Consider the following 16,800-nt stretch of genomic DNA (forward strand, 5'->3'; position numbering starts at 1 on the left):
TCGGGCGCCCGCCGTCACATGCGGGGCTTGCTCGAGGCGGTGTCGGGCGGTCCCGAAGGATAGGACGGGATGGGCCCATCATGGACGCCAGCAGACGCATCGGGTTCGCAGGAAGGGCGGCGCTTCTTGCCGTCGCCCTCGCCTTTGCGGCGGCTCTATTCCCCAGGCCTGCCCTTGCGGCGCCCACCTCGGTCTCGACCGAGGATGAGCTGCGCGCCGCCGTCTCCGAGGGCTCCACCTCTACCGATATCAAGCTTGCGGCAGACATCGTTCTTGCCAACACGCTCGAGATCTCGGCCAAAACGCTGACGCTCGACCTCGCCGGGCACTCGCTCTCGGGGTGCAAGGTCTTGCCCACGGCCGCCAAGACCATCATCCTCGTCCGGGCAGGCACGACCTGTACGCTCCGAGACAGCAGCGGCTCGAATGCAGGTCGCGTGACGGCCGGCGAGCGCGGCATCGAGAACCACGGCAGCCTTTCGATCATGACGGGAAGGATCTACGGCAACACCGGCGCATGCGATGGCAACGGCATCTACAACGCGGAGGACGGAAGCCTCACGATCGCCGGCGGCGTCATCGAGGAGAACGTGTCCCTGAAGGGGCATGACGGTGCCGGCATCTGCAACTACGGCAAGGCCAACATCTCGAATGGCCTCATCCAGAACAACTCTACGGATACCGCCGTGGACTCCACCGGGTACGGAGGTGCCATCTATAACGGCAAGGGGGGAAACCTCACGCTCTCGGGCGGAAACGTCTCCTCCAACCATGCCGAGCGTGGCGGGGCCGTCTACATCAAGTCCAACAGCGAAGTCATGGTTCTCATGGGAAGGACGCGCGTTCAGAAGAACGTCGCAACGACCTTTGGCGGCGCGATCTACAACGAGTCTGGCTCCAAGTCCTCCAAGCTCTCCTTCATGGCCGGCACCATCTCCGAGAACGAGGCTGGCAGGAACGGTGGTGGGATTTACAACGATGGCACCATGGCCTCGTCGGGCGGGTCCGTCACCAAGAACCGCTCCGCCTCCATGGGCGGTGCGGGCATCTATCAGAACGGCACGTTCCTGATCTCCGGATCGCTCGTTGTCCAGGGCAATACCGATGCGGATGGCGTCGACAACGACGTTTACATCAAGGAGAAGCACACGCTCACCCTTGAGGCGGCGCTCACGTCGCGCGCGAAGATCGGCGTCTTCTGCGATGACGCGCATCAGATCTTCACGACGAACTTCTCTGAGTTCAACGAGGGCGCGGACCCCTCCACCTTCTTCTTCGGCAACCCCAACGACAAGCAGGAGGACATCCGCTTCTTCATGGTCGACGAGGGTGACGTCTATGGTGAGGTCCAGTGCGTCATCGTCATCCACTACAAGGATGAGAACGGTGGCGAGCAGGAGTGCATCTGGTACAGGGAGGCGACGACCGACCACTGGGGCGACTGGGACGAGAAGGACCCCGTCTGGTTCGTCGCGAGGAAAGACAAGAAGATCAATGACTACATCGGCGTCAGGGGAGACGTCAACCTCATCCTGGTGGCGGGCAAGACCCTCAAGACGGAGTGCATCGAGCTCAACCGCACCGACGACAAGGTTCGTGCCCAACTCACGATTTACAACAGCTTCGACGACGAGTACGGAAAGCTCATTGCTGACGCCCGTGGCTCTCGTAGCGCGGGCATCGGCTTCAGGCATGGCAACAGCAGGGGAGGCTCTGTCACCATCGTCGGCGGCTGGATCGAGGCCTACGGCGGCCACGAGGGCGCCGGCATCGGCGGCGTCGAGAACCATGGCAACGGCCCCATCAAGATCCTCGGAGGGCACGTCATCGCCAAGGGTGGCAAGTGGGCCGCTGGCATCGGCGGTGGCCAGGGCGGCGACCAGGACAATCCCATCAGGATTGAGAACGCTTACGTCGAGGCCTATGGAGGAAAGCATGGGGCCGGCATCGGCGGTGGCGACTCCGACAGGGGTGGTGCCGACGGCGGTAAGGTCACCATTAAGAACTCCACGGTCAAGGCGTACGGCAAGGACCGCGGCGCCGGTATCGGCGGTGGCGAGGATGGTGACGGCGGAAACGTCACCATTACGAACTCTGACGTCTATGCGGAGGGCGGCTCCGAGGGCGCTGGTATCGGCGGTGGCCAGGACTGCGATGATGGCGGGACGCTTACCGTCAAGAGCGGCACGGTCAACGCCTTCGGCGGCAAGGAGGCCGCGGCCATCGGCGGTGGTCAGGACGGCTGCGGGGGACAGTTCATCGCAGAGGGCGGCACGATCTTTGCCCTTGCGGGGAACAATTGCTCGACCGCGATCGGCGCTGGTCACAAGGATTACCACGAGGGGTCCAAACAGGTCTACGACTCGGCCATGGTGACCGTCAGTCACTACCATGACGGAAAGGACGCGTACGTCGTAGACGCGGGCTATCGCGTGGAGGGCTGCAGCTGGCACTACGTCAAGATTGAGCCGTGCACGCATCCGGACGCAAAGGTGTACACGGATCTCGGCCCCGAGGTGCACCGCCTGGCGAATTGTCTCTACTGCACCGCCGAGGGTCCTCGTGAGGAGTCGCATGCCTTTGACCCCAACACGCATGTCTGCCCCTGCGGTCACAGAGAGATTGCGATCACGCTCAAGGACGGGGCAGAGGATGCGGGCAAGACGAGCTACGTCTCGGAGGGCCTGACGTATCGACTTCCGTACAAGCTTTCTCTCGATAAGTACTTCGTGGGCTGGCAGGTCACGGGAACCGAGACCTCCTATCCCGGCACGCTGCGTGCTGGAACCGAGATAGAGGTCAAGCTCGACGGGGGCGCGGAGGGCATTGTCGCTACCGCTCAGTGGACGGACCGTCACCAGCACGGCCTCGTCGAGCATCCGGCGACGGAGCCCACGTGCACGACCGACGGGAACATACTCTATTGGAAGTGCGAGGAGGCAAGCGGTGAATCGGAGCCCTGCGGCGGTCTCTTCGTGAAGGATGAGGAGGGCTTCCTTGTGCCCGTCAGCTACGAGGACACCGTCATCCCGGCCCTCGGGCACGACTGGGGCGAGGCCACATACACGTGGTTCGAGGACAATGACTCCTGCGAGGCCAGGCATACCTGTGCCAGGTGCAACTTCGTCGGCACGGAGGAAGCGCGCGTTATCTCCTGGACGATTGACCAGAGCTGCACCAAGGCCAAGGCCTCATCACATGTCGCGCTCTTCTCGGACGAGTCTTTCGAGACGCAGCACAAGACGGTCGAGGAGGGCGAGCCCCTCGGGCACTTGTGGGGCGAGCCGACCTACGAGTGGAGCGACGATCACCTGACCTGCACCGCACGGCGCGTCTGCGCTCGTGACGAGGACGACGAGGAGACCGAGGTCGCGAATGCCACCGTGGTGCGCTCGGGGGCGACGTGCTCGCAGGAAGGAACCGTGACCTACACCGCGACCTTTGACAACGAGGCGTTCGAGACACAGGTCGTCGAGGTCAAAGACGTCGACCCGTCGGCCCACGCGTGGGGTGAGCCCACGTTCACCTGGTCTGACACGCCCGAGGGCAAGCTCTGCACGGCACGGCGCGTCTGTCAAAACGACCACGCCCACGTCGAGGAGGAGGCTCTTCTCGCCCAGGAGAGCGTGATCAAGGCGGAGACGTGCATGCTTCCGGGCGAGAAGATATACACGGCCACATTCGCCAACAGGGCCTTTGGCACGCAGAAGCTCTCGGTGGAGGTTCCAGCGAAGGGGCATGCCTGGGGCGAGTGGGTCCCGGACCCGTCGGGCGCGCCGCTCAAGTCGCGCGTGTGCGCGCATGACTCGTCGCACGTCCAGACCACGACGATTCCCGCGGAAGGGCACGTGCACACGCTGCGGCACGTCAACGGGTCGGCTGCGACGTGCTCCACCGTCGGCCTCCGCGAGCATTGGGTCTGCGCCGGCGACAACGGCTGCGGGCACTACTTCGCCGACGAGGCCGCGACCGAGGAGCTGTTCTTCGACGACGTGTTCCTGCCCGAGCTTGGGCACAGCTGGGGCGAGCCGACCTACCAGTGGAGCGAGGACGGGCAGGCTGCCTACGCGATTCGCCGGTGCACGCGAAACCCGCTCCACTTCCAGTTGGGGTACGCGGCGGCGAGCGAGGACGTCTTGAATGCGCCGACGTGCACCGAGTGGGGCGAGACGGTCTACACCGCAACGTTCGACAACCCGGCGTTCGCGCCCCAGTCGCGCGACGCCGAGGTGGCGCCCATCGGCCACGAGTTCGCCGAGTGGGAGCGGACGGTCGAGCCCACCTGCGAGACGGCGGGCGAGGAGGTCTCGCGCTGCTCGCACGACGAGTCGCACGTGAAGACCAGGGCCGTAGAGCCGCTTGGCCACGAGTGGGGCGACTGGACGACCGTGGTGGGCCCGACCGAGACCGAGGAGGGCGTCGAGGAGCGCACCTGCATGCGCTGCGACACGGTCCAGAGGCGTGCGGTGCCTGCCGCCTCGCACGTGCACGAGATGAGCCTCACCGAGGCGATCGCCGCCACCTGCGTGGCGCCCGGGCGCGTGGCCTACTGGGTCTGCGACAAGGGCAGCGACCCCTGCGGGCGTGCGTTTGCCGACCCGCTTGGCCTGCGCGAGCTCTCGAACGGCGAGATCGACGTGCCGGCGCTGGGCCACAACTGGGCGGCGCCGACCTACGAGTGGAGCGAGGACGACGGCACCTGCACCGCGCGGCGCGTCTGCCTGAACGACGCCGCGCACGTAGAGGAGGAGACGGCTGCCGCCTCGGTCGAGGTCAAGTCGAGCCCGACCTGCACGACCGGTGGAACGACGGTCTATCGTGCGGCCTTCGCGAACGAGGCCTTCGAGCCGCAGACCAAGACCATATCGGAGCCCGCGCTCGGGCACACGCCGGCGATGCAGCCGCGCCACACGAACGTGGTGGTCCCGACGTGCCTGGCGGGTGGGGGCTACGACGCCGAGACCTACTGCCTGACCTGCGGCGCCAGGATCGGCGAGCCGGTCCACGTGGCGCAGGGCCCGCTCGGCCACGACTGGGACTCCTGGACACAGACGAAGGCGCCCACCTGCACCGACGAGGGCGTCGAGGAGCGCATCTGCGAGCGAGACCCCGAGCACAAGGAGACGCGTGCGGTCGCGCCAACCGGCCACGAGTGGAGCAACTGGGCCCAGACCACGCCGCCCACCGAGACCGAGCAGGGCGTCGAGACGAGGACGTGCCTGCACGACGGCACTCACGCGGAGACGCGCACGATCGCCCCGACGAATCATGAGCACCATCCCCTGCACGTGGACGCGAAGGCCGCCACCTGCACCGAGGCGGGTTGCATCGAGCACTGGGCGTGCGAGGGGCAGACCTGCACCTTCGTGAACTTCGGCGAGGGCGAGCCCACGCTCACGCTGACGGACGGGACGCGGCTGTGGAAGGTCGACCCCCTGAGCGTCGTGCTCGATCCGCTCGGGCACGCGTGGGACGAGGGGACTCCCGTGGAGGGGCACGAGGCGACCTGCACGATGGGCGGCCAGGCGACCTTCCGCTGCGAGCGCGACGGATGCGACGCGACCAAGGTCGAGAACGTCGACGCGCTCGGGCACCGGCCGTTCGAGACGGTCGTGACGAACCTGCTTGACCCGACCTGCGTGGCGCCCGGGTTCTCGTGGTCGAAGCTCGGCTGCGACCGCTGCCACCAGACGCTGCTGTTCCTCCTGAGGACCACGCCTGCGCTCGGGCACGACTGGGGCGACTGGTCCGTCACGGTCCCCGCGACGAAGACGTCCGAGGGCGAGATCGCGCGCTTCTGCAACAGGGACGCGTCGCACAAGGAGGCCATCGCCATCCCGATGCTCACGCCCGACCACGAGCACGCGTGGGAGGAGCCCACCTACACGTGGTCCGACGACCTGAGTGAGGTCACGGCGACGCGCGTCTGCAAGGACGACGCCGAGCACGTGGAGACCGAGGTCGCACGTGCCGTGGTCGAGCCCGGCTCGGGCGGGCGGGTGCAGGTCGTGCCCGTGGTCATCACGTTCCCGACGTGCACCGAGACGGGGGAGACCCGCTACACCGCATGGTTCGAGAACCCCGGCTTCGCCGTGCAGGAGCGCACCGTGGTGACGCCCGCCTACGGGCATGACTGGAGCGACTGGGAGGTCGTGCGCGAGGCGACTCCCGACGCCGACGGCCTCGAGCGCCACACGTGCTCGCGCTGCGGCATCACCGAGGAGCGCGCGCTGGCGTGGCCGGACGCGGACGCGACGCCGACGTATCGCGCCGAGGCCGACGAGGTCGTCTGGGAGCGCGGCTCGGGCGAGGGCGCGACCTTCACCTTCAAGCGCAGCGTCGACGACGAGACGACCTTCTCGCACTTCGTGGGCGTGACGGTCGACGGCGAGGTCGTCGACGACGAGCGCTTTGACGCGCGCTCGGGCAGCGCCATCGTCGAGTTCTACGCCGACTACCTCGAGGGGCTCGACCTGGGCGAGCACGAGGTGCAGGCCCTCTTCGACGACGGCGAGCCGGCGCGCGCGACCCTCAGGGTCGTGGAGGCAGAAGGCGACGCGGGCGGCGAGCGGAGGAGCCCCGCGACCGGCGACGCGACCTCGGGCGCGACGGCGGCTCTTCTCGGCGTCTCGGCGATCGTGGTCGTCGGCCTTGGCGTGCGCCTGCGCAAGATGTCGTAGCGAGGGGCTGTCGTCAGACGGCTCCGGCATATAAAAGTTACTACGCTTGCCACGTTTTGCCCTCCTCCTGCGAGCGGGAGGAGGGCTTTCTGTGACCTGGCGGGTGGTCGTGTGCCATATTTGATGAGATAGGTGACCTCCGCAGTTGGGGGGTCGTGTGTCCGGCAACGGAGGTACGCAATGCCCCGCACCATCGTTCGTTCGCGTCGCGCCTGCAGGCTCGCCGCCCTTGTGGTGGCCGTCGTGGTGGCCGTCCTTGCGGGGGTGCTTGCCCCGCAGCGCGCCCTTGCCGTGAGCAAGACGCCCAAGGCGCTCTACAGCTCGCAGAGCCAGACGCTCTACTTCGTGTATGACGAAAACGAGTACGTCGAGGGAATGAGCTCCTTTGACGGCAACCTCGTCAAGTGGGTCTGGTCGGGTGCTGACAAGTTCGTGGGCAGGCCTGACTGGGCAAAGTACAACTCGAGCGGCAAGTACCTCGGTGCCCTGGAGTGGGCCCTCGACAGCAGTGGAAACCACGTCTCGTATAAGCCAGGCGAGACGGCCTCTGGAGCGTCAGGGTCGTACGACTACTCGACCATCCTCAAGGCAAAGGACACCTACAAGAACGAGATCGTGTCGCGCGACGCCATCTGCAAGCACGTCGTCTTCGACCCGAGCTTTGCCGACTTCCACGGCATCCCGAGCCTGGAGGCATGGTTCTACGGGCTCTACCATCTCGAGGACGTGAAGGGCATCGAGTACCTTGATTCGAGCCAGGCGACGTCTCTCAAGTGCGCATTCTATGGCACGAATAACCTGCATCACCTTGACATCGCGCAGCTCTCTACACCCAATCTAACCAACATAGAGGGTCTATTCTCGGGCGCGGACCTCTACGAGATCGACCTGTCGGGTTGGGACACCAGCAAGGTGACGACCATGTGTGCGGCCTTCTACCTCAATGCGCATCTCGTGAACGCCGACTTCTCCGGCTTTACTGCAGAGAGTCTGCTCATTGTCAACGGCATGTTCGAAGGCTGTCAATCCTTGAAGTTCATGAACCTGAGCAAGTTCTCGCCGCAGGGCGTTTCGAACTACTTTGGCATGCTGGCCGGCTGCAGGTCACTGGAGACCGTCCTGGTTCCCAATAACTGCGTTTGGGGTGTTGCGTCTGGTGGTAACATCCAGCGCGTCTTCGTTGGCTGCTCAGACAAGCTCGTCGGCAAGGTCTACGGGGCGGGGGGCTCCATCCTGAAGTCCTATACCTATAACAATCCCGGCGGGTATGACAACAGTGACATTAATTTGACTTGCGCGCGAGCGGCGACTACCTCCACCAAGGGCTACTTCACCTCGGCCAACTCCTACGACTCATTCAACATCACCTATCGCGACAACTTCCCCGGTGGCTCGAACACGGTTCGCACCTACATGTTCAAGTCACTCTCGGGCGTCACGTCATACGCGCCGCGCTGCACGGCGGAGCGCGAGGGCTACGTCTTCGTCGGCTGGAACACGCTCGCCAGCCCGACTCGGGACAACCCCGGCACCTGGTACTTCCCGGGTGACGAGCTTCCGGACGCCGCCACCACGCTCTACGCGCAGTGGAAGTACGACCTGAGCCTGGCGACGCTCTCGCTCGAGTACGACTCGGTCGTCTACGACGGGTCGAAGCTTCCCGAGCCAGAGGTCCGCGTCGACCTCTCGATCCCCTCGGCCGGGCTCGACGTCACCCTGCAGGAGTACGACCCCAACACGGGGGAGGGCGACTTCGTGACCACCTACGTCGACAACGACAAGTCGGGTACCGCCACGGCCGTCGTGACCGCCCTCTTCGACGTCGACGGGCACCGCGACGAGGCGCTCTACGCCCCCTACACCGGGACCAAGTCCACGACCTTCACGGTGCGCTCGACCGCCCCGCACGACTTCTACGCCGTGAAGAGCGGCTCGAACATGGTCCTCACCACGGTCAGGCCCGCCTCGGGCGCGACCTACGCCACGGGCAACACCGACGTCGTCTACAACGCGTCCACCCTTCCCTGGCGCTCCTACGCCTCGACCGTCACCAAGGTCTACGTCGACGGCAGCATGTCCACGATCCTGCCCAAGTCGCTGGCCTACTGGTTCAACGGCTTCACCAAGGTCACGGCCATAAACAACGTGCAGAACCTCGACACGTCCTACTGCACCAACCTCTCGCACACCTTCGCCCAGTGCATGGCCCTGACCTCCCTCGACCTCACGTCCTGGAGCACGGGCCGCGTCACGACCATGGCCGGCTGCTTCCAGATGGCGAAGCCCACGAGCTCCTCCAAGTCGAAGCTCACGAGCCTCGACGTGAGCACCTGGGACACCTCGTCGGTCACCGACATGAGCTACATGCTCTACGGCACGCAGCTGACCCGCGCCAACCTCGCCACCTTCAGCACCGCGTCGCTCGAGCGCGCCGACTACATGCTCTCTTACATGACGGCCATGCGCGAGGTCAACGTGAGCAACTGGGCGACGCCCAGGCTCACCTCCATGGCCAGCATGCTCGCCGGCGCCTCGTCTTTGGTCGACCTCGACCTCTCCAGCTTCGACACCACGCGCGTCACGTCCATGGGCAACGTCCTGGACGGGTGCTCGTCGCTGAACTCCCTGCTGGTCGGCCCCACCTGGTCCACGGCGTCCTCGTCGTCCAAGCCCACGTTCCCGCGCGCGGCCTACCGCCTGGACGACGGCTCCTTTGCCGCCTACGCCGCCTCCGCGACCGTCCCCGGCTTCCAGGAGTCCGTGGCCGGCTACAACCTCTACTCCGTGAACAAGAAGACCTGCGCGGTCCAGTACCGGTGCAACGGCGGCGAGTCGACCCAGGCCGCCTTCGTCACGGCCACCAGCGGCGCCTCGGTCACCCTGCCCACGCCCACGCGCGCGGGCTACACGCTGGCCGGGTGGTACTCCGACGCGCAGTTCGCGACCAGGGCGGGCAACGGCGGCGGGTCCTACATCGTCAACGCCTCGGTCACGCTCTACGCAAAGTGGGATCCCGCCGTCACGACGGTCGCGCTGGACAGCCGCGGCGCCACGACCGCGGGCAGCACCACGGTCACGGCCACGATGGGGCAGGACCTGCCCGCGGTCGTGGTCCCCACCAAGACCGGCTACGACTTCGGCGGCTACTTCACCGAGCCGGGCGGCCTCGGCACCCAGTACGTGAACCCCGACGGCTCGAGCCGCGCCAAGTGGGACGAGACGAGCGTGCGCAAGCTGTTTGCCGACTGGGTGCCTGCAGAGTTCGACGTCACCCTCACCTGCAAGGACGCCTCGGGCGCGACCATCCAGGCCACTAAGGCGAAGGGTACCTACGCCACGACCGTCGCGGCCGACGACCTCGCACCCGCGATTCCCGGCTACACCTACCGCGCCGACCCCGCCAACACCTGCAAGGTCCAGCCCGATGACACCTCCAACCAGATGACGCTGACTTTCGAGGCCAACTCCTACGAGGTCACGCTCTCCGCGGCCGACGCCACCACGGCGGGCACGGCAAAGGTGAGCGCCACCTTCGGCGCCGCGATGCCCGCGGCCACGATGCCGGCGCGCACGGGCTACACCCTTGCCGGCTACTTCGACACGGCGACCGGCGGCAGCAAGTACTACGACGCCGACGGCACGTCCGCACGCGTCTGGGACAAGCCCGCCGCGACCACGCTCTTCGCACAGTGGACCGCAAACACCTACGACCTCGTTCTCGACCCAGGCGAGGCCACCGAGCCCGGCACCACCTCCGCCACGGCGACCTACGAGTCCGCCCTGCCCCAGGTCCAGCCCGCCGTCCGCACGGGGCACACCCTGCTCGGCTACTTCGACGCGGCCACCGGCGGCAGCAAGTACTACAACGCGGACGGCACGTCCGCGCGCGCCTGGGACAAGGCCGAGGGAGCGACCCTGCATGCGAGGTGGGAGGCTGACACCCACGACATCGCGTTCGACCCGGCGGGCGGCGCGCTCGCGGGTGCGAAGGCCCCCGTGACGATCGCGCAGACCTACGGCACCACCTGGTCGCTGCCCGCCTATCCCTCGTGGCCTGGCCGCACCTTCCTGGGCTGGTACGTCGACGGGGCGCCGGACGACGCCCCCGTCCTCTCGGCCTCCGACGTCACGGCGGGGGAGGGCAAGGCCACCAGCTCGACGACGGCGTCCTTCGCCCTCACCGTGCCCACGACCCTGCGTGCCCGCTGGTCGGTCGACGCCTACGCCGCGACGTTCGCTGTGGAGGAGGCCTCGCAGGGCTTCGCCGCGCTTGCCGCGGATCCCGTCCAGGAGGGGCTCGCGTACGGCTCCTTCGCCCAGGCGGGGCAGGGCGTCGTCGCGGTGCCGGGGCAGGAGACGGCCTTCGCCTCCCAGACGCTGCTCGGTTGGCGCTACGAGATGACCGACGCCGAGACGGGTGCCGTCAGCTCGGGCCTCGTCGAGGACTACGAGAGCCTCGCGCTCACCGGCCCCGTCACCTTCACCGCCGACTTCGCCGCCCCGCCCTACGTCGCCGCGCGTGCGACCGACGGGCGCGTCGGCGTCTCGGCCACGGGCGTGCCCGCGCCCGGCGCCTCCTCGACCGCCTCCGTCGACGGCTTGGACGCCACCGGCATCGTTGGTGCGGGCATCGCCTTCGCCCCCGTCGACGAGAACCACCGGCTCGCCCGCGTCACCGTCAGGCAGCTCGGTGGCGCCAGCGTGACGATCGAGGCCCAGGATGGCGAGCTGCCGGCGTCCGCCTCGACCGCCGTCGGCGACGCTACGGTCTCCGTCGCGGCCTCGTCGCTCCGGGTCGCGTCCGTCACCGTTGGCACGAGCCCCTCGCTTGACGTCCAGGTCGACTACGAGCCCATCGCCACCTCCTACGAGGTGCGCCACATGAGGATGGCCGCCGACGGATCCACTTACGAGCAGGACGGCGCCTCCCAGACTGTCCCCGCCGACGCCGGCTCGGCCATGGCGCTCGAGCCCCGCTTCTATGACGGCTTCACCTACGCTCGGGCCGTCTACACGAACGCCGGCGGCACCGAGGCCGCCCCCACGGTCAGAAACGACGGCGCCACTGTCGTCGAGCTTCGCTACGACCGCCTGAGCTTCGGCTGGCGCGTGAGCTTCGTCGACGACGCCGGCGCAACCGTGGCGCCCGACGCCACGGGCACCCAGCTCTTCGGCACGCAGCTCGACCTCGCGTCGCACCTCTCGCCCCGCGAGGGATACGCCGCGCCGACGGCCTCGCCCGAGTCACTCGCCATCTCCAGCAACGAGGCCGACAACGCCGTCACCGTCACCTACGCGCGCAACGACTACGCGTTCGCGGTCAGGTACCTCGACGAGGCCGGCCTGCCCATAGCCGACGCGAGCACCGGCGAGGCGCCCTTCGGCACCGAGGTCCTGGCGGCCGACTACTACAACGCGGCCGACATCGCCGGCTACACCTTCAACGCGGCCTCCGCGCCGTCCGTCACCGTGTCCGCCGACCCCGCGGCCAACGCCATCGACCTCGCCTACACCCGCGACGGCGGCTACGGCTACACCGTGCGCTACGTGAGCTCCGCCGACCCCGCGCGCGAGGTGGCGCCCGCGGCCACCGGCCGCGCACCCTTCGGCCAGGCGGTCTCGGCCTCCGACTTCGCCATCGAGGCCCCGCGCGGCTACGAGCTCGCGACCGCGGGCGCGGACATCACCGTCCACACGGATGCCCAGGCGGCCGCGGACCCGTCGCTCGCCAACGTCATCACCTTCGTGTTCGCGCCCAAGGACTACGAGTACGCCGTCACCTACGTCGACACCAACGGCAACACGGTTGCACCCACCAAGAGCGGCACGGCCGGCTTCGACAGCACGCTCGTCGCCTCCGAGCAGGCCCCGTCCTCCGCGCCCGCGGGCTACGCGCCCGGCCCGGCCGCCTCGCCCGAGACCCTCACCATCACGGACGACCCCGAGCAGAACCTCATGACCATCACCTACACCCCCATCAGGTACGGCTATGAGGTCCGCTACGCCGACACCACGGGTGCCACGCTCAAGGCCGCGACCACGGGCGAGGCCGACTTCGCTAGCACAGTCTCCGCCGACGACTACGCCGCAGACATCACGACCGGCGGCGTCACGTACCGCTTCAAGGAGGCCGAGAAGAGCCCCCTCACGATCGGCACCTCGGCCTCAGACAACGTGCTCACCCTCACCTTCGAGCCCACCTACGCCTACACCATCACCTACGTCGGCCGCCACAACGGGGCCGTCACCGCCCCCGAGCTCGCGCCCAGCGTGACCGGCAAGGCGGTCGCGGGGGAGGAGCTCGCCTCCGACACCTTCGCCACGACGCCCATCGGCTCCTACGCCTTCGACAAGGCGAAGGTCAACGGCGGCTCCGAGCAGGCGTCGGCCACGCTCACCGTCGCGAGCGGCGCGGCGAACACGCTGACCCTGTACTACGAGCGTACGACCTACGACGTGGCGTTCAGGAACTGGGACATGAGCGCGGTCGAGGGCACCGGCGAACACACCGAGCTCACCGAGGGCACGAGCCGCGTGACCTTCTCGCCCGCCCAGACGCCCACCCGCCCCGCCGACGCCAAGTACGCCTACGCGTTCAAGGGCTTCTACCCCTCGACCGCCGGCGTGGGGACGCCGTTCGAGAGCGGCATGCTCGCCGACGGCACCGAGACCTACTACGCCTGCTACGACACGACGCCCACGCCGCACGGCCTTTCCGTCGACCTCGCGGGCGGCACCACGACCGCGTCCGTGCCCGAGGCCATGGGCTTCGGCACGACGCTCGAGCTTCCCGACCCCAAGCGCGAGGGCTTCTCCTTCTACGGCTGGGCCCTCTCCGGCGAGGCCGCATCGCTTTCCGAGGGCGACGGCGCCTCGACGCTCACGATGGGCACGTCCGACGCGACGCTCAGGGCCCTCTGGCGCGCCATTCCCGCGCAGGCACGGGATGGCCTCTCGTTCGACGGCTCCGCCCAGGTGGGCGTCCCTGCGAGCGCCGGCTACGCGCTCTCGGGCGTGAGCCGCGCGGACGGCTCGACCGCAGGCTGCGGCGTCGACGCCTCGGGCAACGCCTTCGCGACCGACGCGGGCACGTATACGGCCACATCGACGCTCGCCTCCCCGGCGGAGCCTTGGTCCGACGACGGCTCGACGTCGCCGCGCACCGTGAGCTTTACGGTCGCGCCGCGCGACATCTCCGAGGCGACCATCGCGACGATCGAGCCGCGCACCTTCGACGGCGGCGCCCAGAGGCCCGACCTGTCGGTCACCTACGGGGGGAAGGCGCTCGCCCCGGACGTCGACTACACCGTCTCCTACCGTGCCAACGTCAACGCGACCGACGGCGGCGCCACGGCCACCGTCACGGGCATCGGCAACTTCGCCGGCACCGCGAGCACCTCGTTCACGATCGAGCGCGCGACCATCGAGCCGCAGGTCGTCCTTCCCAGCTGGACCTACGGCTCGCCCGCCTCGCCGAGCGTGACGGGCAACCCGGGCTCCGGTGAGGTCACCTACGAGTACCGCCGTGCGAGCGCGCCCGACGCGGATTTCTCGCCCGAGGCGCCCGCGGCCGTGGGCGACTACGTCGTGCGCGCCACGGTAGCGCAGACCGCCAACTACCTGGGTGCCGAGAGCAGCCCCGTGACCTTCTCGATCACGCCGCGCCCACTCACCGTCACCTGCGACTCCAAGACCAAGTCCTTCGGCGACGACGACCCCGCCCTCACGGGAACGGTCGACGGCCTCGCGCCGGGCGAGGAGGCCACGGGTCTGACCTACTCGCGCGCCGAGGGCGAGAACGCGGGCACCTACGAGATCTCCGCCGCGTGGGACAACCCCAACTACGCCGTCGAGGTCAGCAAGGCCTCGCTCACGATCGAGCCTGCCGACATCGCGGACGTCGCCGTCGCCCCGATCCCCGGCGAGACCTACACGGGGTCCGAACACGAGCCCAAGCCGTCCGTGACCTTCAAGGGTGCCACGCTCGTCGAGGGCGTCGACTACGCCCTGACCTACTCCGGCAACGTGGCCGCAGGCACGGCGACGGTGACGCTCGAGGGCAGGGGCAACTTCCAGGGCACCACGTCCGCGGCGTTCGCTATTGGGCGTGCCGACAGGGCGGACTTTGCCGTCGCCCTCGACGGCTGGACCTACGGGCAGTCGGCTGCGACGCCCACGGTCAGCGGCAACTCCGAGGGCGAGTCCGTGGCCTTCGCGTACAAGCGGGAGGGCGAGCCCGACACGGCATTCGGCCCGGACGTCCCCACGCAGGCCGGCTCCTACGTCGTGCGTGCCACGAGTGCGCAGACGGCAAACTACAACGAGGCCACGGCCACCACGGGATTCCAGGTGGCCAAGGCCGCCGTCACCATCGCGCCCAACGACGCCTCCAAGGCCTTCGGCGCAGCCGACCCCGTGCTCACGGGCACGGTCACGGGCGTCGTCGCCGGCGACGACCTGGGGGTGGCCTACTCGCGCCAGGCGGGCGGCGACGCGGGGACCTACGTGATCTCCGCCTCGTGGGACGAGGCCAACACCAACTACCAGGTCAGCGCCTCCACCGCTACGTTCACGATCGAGCCCGTGCCCGTTACGCTCGAGCTCTCCGTTACCGGCTGGACCTACGGCGACGCGCCGGTCGCCCCGAGCGTCTCGGGCCAGGACGCGAGCCAGGAGCTTGTGGTCGAGTACAGGCCCGCCGACGCGCCTGACGACGCCTACGCGACCGCCGTCCCGACCGACGCCGGCGCCTACGTCGTGCGCGCGACCGCAAAGGCGTCGCGCAACTTCGCCGCGGCCACCGCCACGGCCGACCTCACCGTCGCCCAGGCCTCCCTCACGGACGCCTCGACCTCGGTCGCGCCCATTCCGGACCAGTCGTTCGCGGCCGTGCCGCTCACGCCCGTCCCCTCCGTCTCCTGGACCGACTCCCGCGGCCAGGCACACGAGCTCGCGCACGGCACCGACTTCGAGTGCTCCTACGAGGACAACGTCGAGGCGGGAGAGGCCAAGGTCACCATCTCGGGCCGCGGAAACTTCAGGTCCGACTCCTCCGTGACGACGTCCTTCACCATCACGCCCACGACGGTCAACCTGCCCACGGCCGTGCTCGGCCTCGTCTACGACGGCACGGAGCAGGCCGGCGTCACCGCCGCCCTCAACCTCTGCGTGGTCGAGGGCGGCTCCGCGGTCGACGCGGGCGAGCACGTGGCCACGGTCTCCCTCGCTGACCCGCGCAACAGTGCGTGGGCGGGAGGCGGCACTGACCCCGTCACCGTGACCTTCTCGATCGACCCCGCTAGCATCTCCCAGGCGACCATCGCGCCCATCGCCGACCAGGTTGAGACCGGCGAGCCGATCGAGCCCGCCCTCGACGTCACGGCCCTCGGCCGCACCCTCGCCGCCGGCGTCGACTACGAGGCCGCCTACGAGTCCAACGTGGGCGTAGGCACGGCGACGGTCACGATCTCCGGCACCGGCAACTGGACGGGCACGGCGCAGGCCACCTTCCAGGTCGTGCCCGACAGGCCCGACGCGATCCCGATGTTCCGCCTCTACAACCCCTACTCGGGCGAGCACTTCTACACCAGCTCGCCCGGCGAGCGCGAGTTCCTGAGCCGCGTGGGCTGGAACTACGAGGGCGTCGGCTGGTGGGCGCCCATCGAGGGCGGAGAGCCCGTCTACCGCCTCTACAACCCCTACGCCGGAGACCACCACTACACGCCGTCGCCCGGCGAGCGCGACGCGCTCGTGGCGGCGGGCTGGAACTACGAGGGCGTGGGCTGGAACTCCGGCGGCGACGTGCCGGTGCTCCGGCAGTACAACCCCTACGCCACCGTCGGCACCCACAACTTCACGACCTCCGAGGCCGAGAACGACGCGCTCGTGAGGAACGGCTGGAACTTCGAGGGCGTGGGCTGGATGGCCGTGGCGGCGGGGTAGCGCACACCGGGACACGCACTCAACAACGACGCGGGCGGCCACGCGGCCGCCCGCGTCCCCCTGTCGGCCGCATGGGCCGCGCTGGCCCCGCCCTCTGAGGCATCTATGAATTTACCTGCTCACGGCGTCGCCGGTCGTCGCCGTCACGCTGCGACCGGTGCCTGCTCGCGGCGTTGCC

2 protein-coding genes are annotated in these 16,800 nt (G+C 68.4%); both read left to right on the plus strand.

All coding sequences use genetic code 11. From position 1 onward, the window contains the following. The first annotated feature begins 80 nt into the window (after positions 1–80). Positions 81–6,680, plus strand: coding sequence for an autotransporter outer membrane beta-barrel domain-containing protein (locus tag M5D76_RS05555; protein WP_248922406.1), 6,600 nt, complete (start codon positions 81–83; stop codon positions 6,678–6,680). Between the two features lie 180 nt (positions 6,681–6,860). Then, positions 6,861–16,622 carry a BspA family leucine-rich repeat surface protein gene (locus tag M5D76_RS09155; RefSeq protein ID WP_283102112.1) on the plus strand — a complete coding sequence of 3,254 codons (9,762 nt, stop codon included), beginning with the start codon at positions 6,861–6,863 and terminating at the stop codon, positions 16,620–16,622. Positions 16,623–16,800: the final 178 nt, after the last annotated feature.

Origin of the sequence: Olsenella intestinalis (assembly GCF_023276655.1) — a bacterium.
Taxonomy (GTDB): Bacteria; Actinomycetota; Coriobacteriia; order Coriobacteriales; family Atopobiaceae; genus Olsenella_J; species Olsenella_J intestinalis.

Excerpts from the sequence above, each read along its gene's own strand:
- M5D76_RS05555 (WP_248922406.1), top strand. The coding sequence starts at position 81 with ATGGACGCCAGCAGACGCATCGGGTTCGCAGGAAGGGCGGCGCTTCTT.
- M5D76_RS09155 (WP_283102112.1), top strand. The coding sequence starts at position 6,861 with ATGCCCCGCACCATCGTTCGTTCGCGTCGCGCCTGCAGGCTCGCCGCC.